This is a genomic window from Paenibacillus sp. FSL H8-0315, from assembly GCF_038005365.1.
Taxonomy (GTDB): Bacteria; Bacillota; Bacilli; order Paenibacillales; family Paenibacillaceae; genus Paenibacillus_AQ; species Paenibacillus_AQ odorifer.
The window spans coordinates 5,778,411-5,792,212 of the sequence record NZ_JBBOTA010000001.1; the positions used below are offsets into that span (position 1 = coordinate 5,778,411).

9 protein-coding genes are annotated in these 13,802 nt (G+C 45.3%); 5 read left to right on the top strand and 4 right to left on the bottom strand.

Annotated features, from left to right (window positions below; all coding sequences use genetic code 11):
- Positions 1-57 precede the first annotated feature (57 nt).
- Complete coding sequence (locus tag MHB56_RS25040) at positions 58-867, bottom strand: YheC/YheD family protein (RefSeq protein WP_076129991.1); 810 nt, start codon at positions 865-867, stop codon at positions 58-60.
- Between the two features lie 162 nt (positions 868-1,029).
- Between MHB56_RS25040 and sbnA the strand changes: the two genes are divergently transcribed.
- The 5 genes from sbnA (at position 1,030) to MHB56_RS25065 (ending at position 8,488) form a co-directional block, all read left to right on the top strand.
- Positions 1,030-3,237: a 2,3-diaminopropionate biosynthesis protein SbnA gene (sbnA, locus tag MHB56_RS25045; RefSeq protein WP_339281937.1), complete on the top strand. Its 2,208-nt coding sequence runs from the start codon at positions 1,030-1,032 to the stop codon at positions 3,235-3,237.
- A gap of 24 nt (positions 3,238-3,261) precedes the next feature.
- Positions 3,262-4,227, top strand: coding sequence for a 2,3-diaminopropionate biosynthesis protein SbnB (locus MHB56_RS25050; protein ID WP_339281938.1), 966 nt, complete (start codon positions 3,262-3,264; stop codon positions 4,225-4,227).
- Between the two features lie 201 nt (positions 4,228-4,428).
- Positions 4,429-6,402, top strand: a complete 1,974-nt coding sequence (locus tag MHB56_RS25055) for a serine hydrolase domain-containing protein (protein ID WP_341144130.1) — start codon at positions 4,429-4,431, stop codon at positions 6,400-6,402.
- Positions 6,403-6,461: 59 nt separating this feature from the next.
- Positions 6,462-7,139 carry a response regulator transcription factor gene (locus MHB56_RS25060; RefSeq protein WP_076100805.1) on the top strand — a complete coding sequence of 226 codons (678 nt, stop codon included), beginning with the start codon at positions 6,462-6,464 and terminating at the stop codon, positions 7,137-7,139.
- Positions 7,136-8,488 (top strand): HAMP domain-containing sensor histidine kinase, encoded by a 1,353-nt coding sequence (locus MHB56_RS25065; RefSeq protein ID WP_339281940.1) that lies wholly within the window; start codon positions 7,136-7,138, stop codon positions 8,486-8,488. The genes MHB56_RS25060 and MHB56_RS25065 overlap by 4 nt, the downstream gene beginning before the upstream one ends.
- A 2-nt stretch (positions 8,489-8,490) precedes the next feature.
- On the opposite strand, the gene MHB56_RS25070 is transcribed toward MHB56_RS25065, so the two are convergent.
- From MHB56_RS25070 to MHB56_RS25080, 3 genes are all read right to left on the bottom strand, one after another.
- The gene (locus MHB56_RS25070) at positions 8,491-9,126 is read right to left on the bottom strand and encodes a TetR/AcrR family transcriptional regulator (protein WP_339247881.1); all 636 of its coding nucleotides are present in this window, start codon (positions 9,124-9,126) and stop codon (positions 8,491-8,493) included.
- 46 nt (positions 9,127-9,172) lie between these two features.
- Positions 9,173-10,363 (bottom strand): pectin acetylesterase-family hydrolase, encoded by a 1,191-nt coding sequence (locus tag MHB56_RS25075; RefSeq protein WP_179086337.1) that lies wholly within the window; start codon positions 10,361-10,363, stop codon positions 9,173-9,175.
- 168 nt (positions 10,364-10,531) lie between these two features.
- On the bottom strand, positions 10,532-13,678 hold the full coding sequence (locus MHB56_RS25080; RefSeq protein ID WP_341144131.1) for an alpha-mannosidase: 3,147 nt from the start codon (positions 13,676-13,678) through the stop codon (positions 10,532-10,534).
- Positions 13,679-13,802 lie beyond the last annotated feature (124 nt).

The following is a 13,802-nucleotide window of genomic DNA, read 5'->3' on the forward strand; positions in this document are numbered from 1 at the left end:
CTCTGGTAGAGATTTTTATATATCAGGGCTGTTTGTATTATTACCAATCAAATCCGTTCAGACCATACCCTGTTTGGACTTCATGCATTTAAGATTGTATGTGCGGCCATAGGCTTTTGCATATTTGACGATTCGCTCAATCATGCTGGTGTCATTCAGTTTGGTAAACGGGCACGGATCGGGGGCAGTATTTACTTCCAAGATCCATGGTTTAAGGCGTCGATCCAAAGCAATATCCACACCGATTTCCTGCAGGCCGGGATAGGCTGTGCTCAGCTGTCTGGCGGAGTTCACTCCGATTTGTTGCATGGACCGGATCAACGCGCTACTATTCTCTACGTTTGTGTAGGATTCTAATAATGCCTCTACCGGATAAATCGTTCCCCCTTGGCTCCCATTCGTAACCACTTTGCGAGGATGAGCTACGCGACCCGCAATGCCTGTAGCTTCCCACCCACCCTTAAGATTTCTTTGCACCATAACCCGGATATCAAATGGCCTTCCCTCATAAACCAAAAGCCAAATCCCTTTTTGCACCAAATAGGACTTTCCTTGGGTCTCGCTAGAGATTGCCCGATAAGCCATCTCGTAATCAGAAAATGTATGTTTATGCGTACCGGACTGATAGCTGTAGGCTGGTCGTTTTTTGGAGGAATGATCTTGCGATCTTTCAATCCGGATTACACCCTGTCCCAAAGATCCACAGCAGGGCTTAATGTACACCATTTTATGTTTTTGCAACATCTCATAGAGTACGTTTTTATTCATTTTTTTCGTTACCGGGATATACTTCCTTAGCTCTTGTTTTCTAAGCAGTACCCTTGTTTTCGTCAGCTTATTGGATATCCGCCGTATTGGCTCCTTCATTTTGTTCCTCCGTTCTATATATCTATAGGCTATATTACGGGAATACGCAGTTTTTGCTTGGGCAACCACAGAATAATAGAACACATGCAAAGAATTCTACATATGAATATTGGAGGCATTTATTAAACTTGGGCTGCAGCATGCGGTCAACGGGAGGCGGCTATGATGCTGCTCGGGAAATTGCAGAATAAGGTGCAAGAAGTAATGGACGAATACCCTTGGTACAAGGGGCTGATCGATGGGGAGAAAACGAATTATAACCTGCAGAACTTACCTCTTATGTCTTCGAAAACACTTGAAACCTTCTATTATAACCAACCCATCGATCCTTCTTGGACTGTCTATAGGACGTCTGGTACAAGCTCAGGCCGTAGAAAAGCAATCCTTTACTCTGAGGAAGATGACAAACACTATGTGGATATTAAAACGAAGCTATTCGGCGAGCTTATTGCGGGAAGCGGATGTAACAGAGCGTTGGCGGATATGGGCACTGGACATGCAGCAAATACTGCGCTGACCATTTTTGAAAGGTTAGGATTGGAGAAAAGTTCAATACCCTTTGAACTGCCAATCGAACAGCATATTGAACAGCTTAAAGCTTTTAAACCTGACTTGCTCTATACGATGCCGTCCATCCTTGACCATATCGTATATGCTGCCGGAAACCCGCGTGAATTCGGAATTCGCAAGATTATTTTGGTAGGGGAAATTGCTCCGCCTGAGTGGCAGCGGAATATGGCTGGCTTGTTTGGTATTGATCCTAGAGATATCATCGATACTTACGGCTCCATTGAAATCGGTACGATCGCTTATTACTCCCATGATCATGGCAGGTACATTTTTGCCGACGGAATTTTTGCGGAAGGAATCGGGGTTCAGGAGTTAGACGAAGAAGTAAGGCCGCTTCGAAACAATGAAAGTATTCTGGTGCTTACCTCAACTGTCCGCAAGATGCTGCCAGCTCTTCGTTTTGTTACTTATGACGTTGTAAGGGATTTTAGGCCTGTGATGATAGACGGGGTTGAACAACAAAGCTTTGAGTCCATTGTAAAAAGAGTGGGTCAAGAACTGAAGCACGGTGAGAAGATCAGCCTGTACGATATCGAGCAGGTCGTATACCGTCATATTGAAGATGCGATCATTCGGGTCAAGGTAAAAAACAATGCGCTCTCTATTTATATCAAGAGTAAATCTGTGAAGCCCTCTATTATCCCGGTAATCAAAGAGGAAATCAGGGAGTGTATTCCGGAAATCGGGATGATGATTCGCAACCATCTGCTTGATGATATTGAGATCATTATAGTAGCTAAAGGGGAGTCGCTGGCCAGCGGGCAGGTCAAGAACAAGAAGTTATATTATCAGAAGGACAAAGCTAAGGTGGACATAAATATCCAAGGCGGTATCTTGTCGACTATCGGAAAAACGCCATTAATCAAGCTGAATAATTTGTTCCAGAACAGTGAGTTCGAAGTCTACGCAAAAATGGAACTGCTAAATCCGGGAGGAAGTGTGAAAGACCGTCCAGCTCTGCGGATGATCCATGAGGCATGGAAGGAAGGGAAAATCGGGCCGGGAACTACTATTATTGAGTCAAGTTCGGGAAATATGGCGATTAGCTTGGCGATGATTTGCCAATATTTAGGGCTGCGGTTTATTAGCGTGGTTGATCCAAGAACCACCACAACAAATCTGCAGATTCTGAAAACATTAACTGCAAAAATTGACTTTGTTAGCGATCCTGACCCTGATACCGGTGAATATCTACCTGCCAGACTGAATCGAGTGCAGCGACTCTTGGAGGAAATACCGGGCAGCTACTGGCCGAATCAATATGCAAACGCAAATAACTATTTGTCCCACTACCATACGACCATGAAAGAAATCGTGACTGAGCTTGGCGAAGTAGATTATTTGTTTTGCAGCGTAAGTACATGCGGCACGATTCGAGGTCTCGCGGAATATGTAAGGGATCATGGTCTGAAGACTAAGATTGTTGCCGTCGATGCGGAGGGAAGTACTATTTTTGGTGGCAACAAAGAGAAACGGCGGTTCCCGGGACTGGGTGCTGGCATCGTACCCCCTTTCTGCAGAACGGATTTAATCGACCGTATCGTGCATGTCTCAGACTTGGATATCGTAAAAGGATGCCGAGCACTCGCTCAGAATGAATCGATTCTGGCCGGTGCATCCTCAGGGGCTAACCTTGCCGCTGTTAGGCGTATGGAGCAAGAATTGGCTCCAGGATCTGTCTGTGCGGTGATCCTGCATGACAAAGGGGAGCGTTACCTCGATACGGTATACTCTGACCCATGGATTCAGAATGAATTTGGGCAGGAGTTCTCGGCTGACGGTGGAGATGTCCTTGCTTAACGAACGGCAAAAGGAGGTTGTGGAATGCTGTATTTAAACGATCGGGACATCCGGGAGGTGGGGCTTGATTGGCCTTCTCTCGTGGAATCGATAGAAACTACGGTGCGCATACTTGATTCTGGAGATTACGCGCAGCCCGTAAAACCTTATCTAAGGTATAAAAATCCTCAAAATCGTATTATTGCAATGCCCGCATACGTAGGGGGGAACGTGAACGCAGCAGGGATCAAATGGATTTCCAGCTTCCCGGATAATATCCAGGTTGGTCTTCCCCGCGCGCATAGCATCATTGTCTTGAATGATCCCATTACGGGCGAGCCTATATCCGTCCTAAGCTCTCCGCTCCCCAGCATCGTAAGGACAGCTTCCATCAGTGGACTGATGATTGGCTACTTTTTGCAGGCACGTTCACTTGAACGGATTTATCTTGGCATTATCGGCTGGGGACCAATCGGGCAATATCATTTTCAAATGGTTATGGCATTGTACGGAGATCGAGTTGAACGTGTCCGCATCTTTGATATAAGGGAAGTAGATTTGTCAGACATCTCATCTATATATAAGGATAGGATAGAAGTGGAGGAGACGTGGGCGGACGTTTATCGAAAGTCCAATATCTTTATCACCTGTACCGTATCCAATCATAGATATATCGATATGCTTCCGGCGGAAGGTAGTCTTCTACTGAATATTTCACTGCGTGATTATAAGCCTGAGGCATTAGCTTCGGTGAAGGCCATAATCGTCGACGACTGGGATGAGGTGTGCCGCGAGAATACTGACATACAGCAGCTCCATCTGAAACATGGGTTAACTCGTGCCGATACCCGAATGATTACCGATGTCGTCTCGCGCCATTGCCTGAATGAACTCAGAGCAGATGAGCCGATTTTCTTTTGTCCGATGGGGATGGCGGTTTTTGATATCGCAACAGCGGTATACTTCGTGAAGAAGGCTAGAGAAAAAGGGATCGGGACTGAGCTACAGTAAGGTTGTAGGCATACGTTCGCTATGGGATTTTTTATAGATTTTTCTGATGTAACTAGACTATGATCCGTCACTTTTAAGGGTGGATTGCTGTCTAGTTTTTTTATTGTCTTGTTAACGTTCCATTCATAATACTCTGATAATCTCTATAAGTGTTAGGCGGATGATCATCCACCCCAATAAATGATGACTCGGAGGATAATAATGTTGACACCTATGAAAAAAAGGCTGATCGCTGGTCTGACCCTATTGGCTGTGATTAGTGCCGGCTTTGGCGCAAGCTTGGTATTTCCTGGGAAACAGGCCTCGGCTGAGAACCAAACGGGTCAAACCGGACTGCCGGCAGCGCAAATTGAAGCATTTGCCAATCTCGATGATACCGCGGGACTGACTAGCTTCGTTGATGGAATTATGGAAAAAGATATGAACCGGCTGCAAATTCCGGGAGCGGTTATCTCCATTGTAAAAGACGGCAAGATTATTTTGGCCAAAGGTTATGGCAGTTCCAATCTGGAAGAAGCGGCACCGGTTAATCCGACAACCAGCATGTTTCGAATCGCTTCAACAACAAAGCTGTTCACCTGGACAGCGGTGATGCAAATGGTCGAACAAGGTAAGATAGATCTGGACACTGATATTAACACCTACCTGAAATCAGTGAAGATCCCTGTTACTTATCCTGAGCCGATCACGATGCGCCATTTGATGACACATACAGCGGGGTTTGAAGAGGGTGGAGTGGGTTATCAAATCACTACCGACCCTGCCAAATTGCCGGGATCAATCTCGGAAACACTCAATAAGCATATGCTGGCACGGGTAAGACCCCCCGGAGAGATGAGTTCTTATTCGAACTTCGGGGCTACTCTCGCGGGTCTGATTGTGGAGGAAGTCAGCGGTGTTCCTTACAATGACTATATACAAAAGTATATTTTCGATCCGCTCGACATGAAATATTCGACGGTGGTAGAGCCTTTGCCGGAGTCATTCATACCCAATCAAGTTGTAGGGTACACGAGTGAGAACGGTAGCTTTATTCCTGGCACACTTACCTTCGAGGGCGGCTTTCGTCCTGCCGGCTCGGGTACAGTATCAGCAGTAGACATGGCGCACTTTATGATTGCCCATCTGCAGAACGGGAAATATGGTGACCAGCAGATTCTTAGAACGGAGACTGCAGAACTAATGCATTCAACGGCGTACCAATTCGATAAACGTATGCCGGGAGTAGATCTGGGGTTCTCTGAGAAACGCATCAATGGTCTTAGACTAATCACTCATGGTGGTTCCGACCCCATGTTTAATACAGAGTTTTATCTTGTGCCTGCCAAGCATGTAGGTATCTTTGTTTCCTATAACGGCGGTCAGGGCGGTGATTCCGCGGCAGGCCTAGTCCATGCCTTTTTTGAGCGCTATTATCCCGATCCTGAAGCGAAGCAGCCTGAATTCTCCACTTCTGCAGAATCTGTTCAGAAATATGCGGGAACCTATCAATTCACACGCCGTAACCACAGTGATATTGATAAATTTTTCAATTTTTTTGCCCAGCTAAATGTTAAGGTAAAGGACAATAAGCTATCTTTGGGAAGTGGTAGTGAACAACAGTTGTATAGAGAAATCGCTCCGAATCTGTTCCAGCTCGAGGGAGGCACCGAACAAATCGGCTTCCGCACAAATGATACCGGTAAGGTTACACATATGCTCTTAGGTATGGCACCGGAAATGCCACTGGAGCGTACGCCACTCTTGAATCAGAATAAGTTTTGGCTTATCGTACTTGGCGGCTCGGGGTTGATTTTCATCACTGCATTGCTTGGACTAATCTTCTCCAGACGCAAGATCAAGGCGATGACGCCTCCGGAAAAGTGGGCCATCCGCTTATCTGCGGGAACTGCTGGGTGGGCGCTGCTATCTTTCGTTACGATATTTATGGTGGTTATGTCCATGGATACGATGCAGAAGTTCAGCGGTATCAGTCTTTCGCTTTCGCTCAGTTTAGTTATGCCAATCCTTTTGGTTGGACTGACTTTAGCTTTGCTAATCTCGGCTATACTGGTTTGGAAGAATAAATACTGGACAGCTTTCAAGCGTGTGCATTATACACTAGTGGCACTTTCGGCTGTAGTGATGACTCTGTTTTTCTACTATTGGAACCTGTTGGGTTGGCAGTTCGGATAACTTCGTTTCTTGTCAAGAATATATCATATATAATGTAAGCTTAAGAGAGGAGGACAATCGTGGCTACTATACTTATTGCTGATGATGATGATAACATCCGAAAGCTAATGTCTTTGTTTTTGCGAAAAGAAGGTTTTGACCTCAAAGAAGCCAGGGATGGCACCAAAGCGCTGTCCATTATAGAGAACTCGCGAGTCGATCTCGTCATCCTAGATATTATGATGCCAGGATTGGATGGTTGGGATCTGTGCAGAGAAATCAGGCGCTCTGATGCCAACATTCCCCTCCTCATGGTGACGGCTAAAGGAGAATCTGCACATAAAGTGAAAGGTTTTCAACTCGGCACGGATGACTATCTGACCAAACCGTTTGATCCGCTTGAACTGGTGATGCGAGTAAAAGCTTTGCTTAAACGCTCGCTGGTTGTTTCTTCCCAGTCTGTGCAGTTGGGCAATGTGGTGCTTAACCGCCGCACTTTCCAGGTTACGCGTGATGAAGAACCGGTAACGATTCCTTTGAAGGAATTTGAGCTACTGTTTCTGCTGGCTAGTCACCCTAGGCAAATCTTCACAAGAGAACAGTTGATTTCTCAAATCTGGGGATTGAACTATGAAGGAGACGGCCGGACTGTAGATGTGCATATAAGCCGGTTGAGGGAGAAATTCTGCGGTAACGACGAGCAATTTCAAATCGAAACGGCCCGCGGCCTAGGATACCGGCTGATCCCTGCGCTATGATCAAGACATTGTATGTACGCGTCGTTCTCACGTTTCTAGGCATCATTATCTTTAGTCTGATCTGTTCCTTTTTCATTGGTTTGTATGTCTTTCAGAAACAAATAAGTTACGAGGGACAGAATGAAATGATCACAGTGGGGAAGGAGATCATTCACCGTTATGATGACGCCAAGCCTGAGGATACAGACGAGTTCTTGAATAGTATGGTTAAGGTATCTGCATACCCTATCCACTTGTATAATCATTCCGGGGAATATACCTTTTATGGGCTCAAGGATAGTCCGGCCGTCACTATCACCCCCGAGGCTGTGAAACAAGTGCTGCAAGGAAAACTCTATCGTTCCTCCGCGAAAGATAAGGATACCTTTATCGGGATGCCCTTTATGTTTAACGGGGAGTGGCAAGCAATGTTCTTGCAGTATTCTGCCGAGAACGAAAATATCGTCAATCGGATGCTGCTCTTTGTGCTTTTACTCGTGCTTTTACTGGGTAGTCTATGCATTCTTATTGCCGCCAGATATTTGGTGGAGCCGATCAAAGCTTTGACGAATGCGACAAGAAGGCTGGCCAAGGGTGATTTCGAGGTAGAGCTTAAAGTAAACCGAGTAGACGAAATAGGGGAACTGACACAAAGCTATGTGGAGATGGCCGGGGAGCTGAAGCAGCTGGAACTGATGAGGCAGGATTTCGTATCCAACGTTTCTCATGAAATTCAGACACCGCTTACGTCTATTTCCGGCTTTGCCAAGGCATTGCAGAACAATGATCTAATCGTGGAAGAGGAACGTTCTGAATATCTTGATATCATCATTGCAGAGAGTGAACGTCTGTCGAGGTTAAGTGATAATTTGCTGAAGCTCGCTTCCCTGGATTCTGAACATCATCCCTTTAATGCAGGTTCCTTCAATCTTGACGAGCAGATTAGAACCATCGTTGTGACCTGTGAGCCACAATGGTCAGCCAAAGGCATCGTTATCGATCTTGAGCTGCCGGAAGCTGTCAAAATTAAGGGTGATGAAGATCAGCTGAAGCAAGTATGGATGAATTTGCTGAGCAACAGCATCAAGTTCACACCTGAAGGCGGGAACATCCGCATTAGTATAGATGACAGTGCAGCAGATGTATCGGTCACCATCAGTGATAACGGGATCGGGATTTCCCCGGAAGAGTTCAACGCCGTATTCCAAAGATTTTATAAAATAGACAAGTCACGGAATGGAAACAACAATGGCAATGGCTTGGGACTTGCAATCGTTAAAAAAATTGTCTCCCTGCATCAGGGAAACATAGAAGTGGACGGTGCGGTTGGAGCGGGAACGACGATTATCGTCAGGTTGCCCCATAAGTGAAATTAAGGGTTTGTCTGATTCTTGGATTGCCGTACGCCAAACATAATGAAATCCTTGAATTGCCGGTCCATAACCCGATCTTCCTCCGTAACCACACCCCCCCGCTGATGAGTAATAATGACGGCTTTTTGTAAATACATGAAATACAGGTGGGTGGACTTGTGCAGAATGTCCAGCCACTTATTTTTTTCCTCCGGAGCGACTGATATGGACTCAAGGAGAATTAACCGTGAATACCAGCCTTCCATAGCCTGCTTAAAGTCAGGAAGTTCCGCGGGATTTTTGGAAAGCGTGCTGTAGTAAACTCCAAAAATGGCATCATAGTAGATCAGGGCTTCCTGCTGATCTCTTAATGCCAGATATTTATCGAGAATGTTCTCCAATGACTGTACAGGGTGTTTAAAATCAAAATCAAACAGCAGCTGTCCAAACATCCGCTCCAGATTAAGGACATAGATTTGAGCGGCTAACTCTTCCTTGTCTTTATAATGATGATACAAAGTACGCCGGGAGATGCCGGCTTGTTCCGCAATCTGTGCCATATCCGTGCGCTCAATACCTTGAGCACAGAATAAGCTAAGCGCTGTATCCTTAATGATCTCCCTTGTCATTTGCATTTGCTTTTCCCGCAAATTCATTGATTTTCTCTCCTGTCTTGTTGCAACTCTTCCGCTGCTTCTAGCACTATTTCTGAGCTGGCTTCGAATTCATGAGGAATTTGCTGCCCACTGAATAGGGGTTCTGCCGGTTGATCGCATCACCTAACCAATTCAGAAGCTTCACACCATCCTGTTCAGCCTGAAAGAAGGTCTCTCTGGTGGCAAAAGTGTGCGGAGTTGTACCCGTCTTAGCGTTCAGTCCATAGTCGGTGAGATAGTAATAATAATTAGGTAAAGTGGCTGCCAAAGAAGAAACAGATTGCCGCATTTCCTGTGACCACTCATTAATGATGCTTTGATCTCTTGGCCCCTTGTAATCGTTGATATTGTTCTGAAAGTGGATTAGAATCTCGTCAAATACCGAGTAGGATTGCAATATTATCGCATTCGCAGGAAGTAGATGGCCGTTCGCTTTAAAAGCTGCCCCGATGATATCCGCTTCAGGGGCATATCCGAAGTTCTTCACGAAGTCTGCCTGCCATTCCTGCTTCACAACATTTGGCCACTTGTCTGATTTCAAGAAGGAACTGTCTGAATATTGGAAAATCTCGGAGTTCTTGTAATGAGAGGCGATCTCGGGAGCCCAAAAAGCGGACCCGAAGCCACCGGCACTTTCGCCAGCAATCAGTAGTTTGCCGGGTTTATCCACGTTGGCATATATCCAATCGAGGCTGCTTCGCACATTATTGCTGCCGTTATAACGCATAGTAAAGGGGCTGCCGTCATCTTTTTTATATTCAACTTTGCGGTTGCCGATATGGAAGTCACCGGTTGAATAGGGAAGGTAGACCACATTCCAGCCATGAAAAGGATTGGCAGGGTTATCCGTATCCATCATGCCTCTCAGCAATGTCAACATATAGAAGGGGATGTTCTGGAAATAGTTGCCTGTATCTCCACCTTTAATAAAGTTCATAAGCTTGATGGGGTGTGCGGCACTTTGGGCATCCCAGCTGGCTCCGCCACCGGAAAAAAAGATGATCCAGTTATTATTTTCACCCTTTTTATTCCACAAAAAATACTCTGATCCATCACTTGATATGACATTTCCGTCTAGCGTGACTTTATTCCACTTGTAAGGCTTCACTTCCGCAATTACAGGGGTGGTAGTCGCCGGTCTTTTGATTACAAAAGCGCTGATTGCAAACATGGCAATCAAAACAAGGCTGAATAATCCAATACCTGTGAATATTGTGATTTTCCTCATTTTTCTCATATCCATCTCTCCCTTACTCGGAGTATACGTCAAGATCACTCATTACACAAGGTGTATACTTAAAAGCATAAGAAACAATCGTGAGAAAATATATAAAGAGGTGTCCTCGCAGCCTTTGATCCATGGCTACAGGGACACCTCGATTGTGTATGTTACTTTATTTGTATGTTACTTTATTAATTTTGCTGCTTCGATTTCAAATGTTTTTAGTTCGTAAGGTTCAAGTATAAAAGTAATGACAGGTTCAGTGTGGACTTCCCCTTCAGGACGCTCCATTAGATTACACTCTTGCCACGAAATAATATTCAAGTCGCTAGTCATATCAATTTGCTGGCGGCTTCCGGAATAGTCGTGCACACGTACGATTAATTTTTGACCATCCTCAGACTTCTTGATCGCAGAAACCATAACCGTTTGAGTAGAAAGGCGAATAAGCGACTTGGTTGCTACTTCTGCTTGCCCCATGGTGCTCCGTAGAGGGTTGTTGACGGACCAAGCTTGACGGACGGTGTCACCCTGTAGCCAATCCCCAGTATGAGGCAGGATAGAGTAGGTGAAAGTATGTTCACCTTGATCCGCTTCAGGGTCAGGGTGCGTTGCCGATTTGATTAAGGATAGACGCATCACATTATCCTTGATGTCATAACCGTATTTGCAGTCGTTCAGCAAGCTAACGCCATAACCACGATCTGATAAATCTGCCCACTGATGCCCCACAGTCTCGAATCTAGCATAATCCCAGCTAGTGTTCCAATGTGTTGGACGTGTAACATTACCGAACTGGATATCATAAGTGGCTTCGGTAGCTCGTATTGCAACAGGGAAAGCTACTTTCATTAGCTGTTGTCGCTCATGCCAGTCTACCTTTGTCACGAAATCGATACGACGATGGTGTGCATGTAAGATCATTTGCTGCTTAATCGTGGAATCCATATAACTCCATGTGAATTGTACAACACATCGCAGTGAACCCTTTTCTATGACTTCAATGCTGCGGCAGTCGGTGACTTCACGTTTCTTTTGCTGATAGTAGATGTCAATGTCCCAAGCTTCATGGGCTAGGGGTTTATCTTCAAACACTTGGAACACGTTACCGTGACTTCCGTTTGCTAATACTTGTCTTTGTTCATTTATATCATAGATGGATACTAATTGACCTTGTTCGTTCCACTCAATTTCGAAGTGAGGCGTTGAGATTCCTGATTCATTTAGCTTGAATGGAGCGCTTAGTGACTTAGAATTCACATCTTCTACGAAGGAGATCGTTGTGTATCCAAGAGAAGGAATGTTAGATACTTCAACGATCCAGCGCTCACCTTCACGCTGAGCTTGTAGTTGTTTTCCTTCTGAGCTTATCCAATGTCCTTTTTCCATCCCGGCTTCAACAGTAATTTCTACGAGTTCTGTCAGCTCCCAAGCAGCATTGTTCCAGATCGTATATTTACCGGCTTCATTTCCGCTCACAAGTGCCTTACTGGATTGCTCCCAGACAGACTGACCTATTGCTTCTGCTTGTGCATATTCAATTGTACTGTCTTCATACACTTCACGAATCGAAGAGCCCGGAATAATATCATGGAATTGGTTGCGCAAAATAATTCTCCAGCCCTCGTCTAAATCGGTCTGACGATAGTTCGACCAGTCACCTGTCATTACACTTTGCAGTGTATTTAGCCATTCCGCCTCACGGTATAGCAGTTCAAGCTTACGGTTCATCCGCTTATTGTAGGCTTGGCTTGTGTAAGTGCCGCGGTGATATTCTAAGTAAAGCTCGCCATCCCATACATGGACATAACGATCCGTATTTGCAACAGTTTCTTGCAGGGTACGGAAGTAGTCTCCCGCTGTTCCTGTTTCAATCTTCGGCAGACCGGGAAGATCGTTTAGCCTGCGGCGCATCTCTAGCATTTCACGGTTCACACCCCCGCCACCATCGCCATATCCGTAAGAAAGTAACAGATTGCGATTCACTTCTTTATCCCGGTAAGTATCCCAAATTCCTTTCACAGTCTTAGGAATAATCCGGCCATTATAAGTGTAGAACCAAGAATCTTCTTCGGACCAAGGCTCAGGCGTTGTAATAAAGTGTGTTAACACCTCTGTGCCATCAATCCCACGCCATTGAAAGGTATCATGGGGCATCCGGTTATATTGATTCCAGCTAATTTTTGTGGTCATGAAGGTATTAATTCCTGATTTTTTTAGAATTTGTGGCAAGGACCAGCTGTAGCCAAATACGTCCGGCAGCCATAAATAGTCACATTCAACCCCAAATTCATTACGTAAGAAGCGAGTTCCATAGAGTAATTGACGGACTAGAGACTCCCCTGAGGTCAAGTTGCAATCTGCCTCAAGCCACATACCTCCGCCAGCTTCCCAGCGTCCTTCAGCCACACGTTCACGAATATTTTCATAGATTTCTGGATAGTCATTTTTGATATATTCATAGAGTTGCGGCTGAGTCTGTAAAAAGGTATAGTCCGGGAACATTTCCATCAGACGTAGTACGGTTGAGAAGGAACGCGCACATTTCTCACGGGTGTGTTTCAATTGCCACAACCAAGCTACATCAATATGGGTATGGCCAATACAGGTAACTGTGACGGGTGAGGACTTCTCCATTTTGTTAATTTCATCACGCAAATAATTGCGGGCTTCCCCGATCGAAGCGTAGAAGTTGTCTGAACCTGGACGAGACCAGTCGATCAGAAGAAAGGAGCGGTCTACTGCACTCATAAGTTGTGTATATTCTGGTGTTTTGGCATCGAGTACGTTCAGCGTCTCAACTACAGCAAGCGCGGTAAAATAGAAATCATCCGTTGGTTCATCCAGCCAACAAATTTCAGCCATGCGAATCCCATGTGTCTGATCCTTTTTTGGGCCGCCACCTTCGAGTCCCGACCATAACCGGAAGGTCAGTGGAAGCTGAGTGCCTGCCGTTTCATTTGGCAAGAACACTTCGGTATGATTGGAATCCACACCTTGATAGGGTTTGCCGTTGAAAAAGAATAAGGATTCAAATCCGGAGTTATTTCCAGCACCCGTCTCGCCAAAATCAAATCGACCCAGTACTCTACGGCCTGCCCAAGTAGCGGGTACTTCTATATTTGTTGTTAGCCATAAATACAAATCGCGGCCTTTCCAAGTATCTCCAACTCGTAGCTTAGACCATTCTCCATCCACGGGCGGTTCGGCTGCAATTTCACCTTGTTCGTCAATCATAGAGTTGAAAAAAGGAATGTGTATACGATCCCTGTAACGATATTCGGAAATTTCGTTTAGTTGGGAGTTGAGTTTGCGTTTGGTTAGAAACATGAGTAATAGCCCCTCCAATATGTTGATGGGGGACGAGGAAATTAAGATCTATTTGGGTTATTATAGGTTTGTTTGGGGGGTAGAAATCAACTATAGACGATTTTGTGTGAGTTGTAAACTCTCG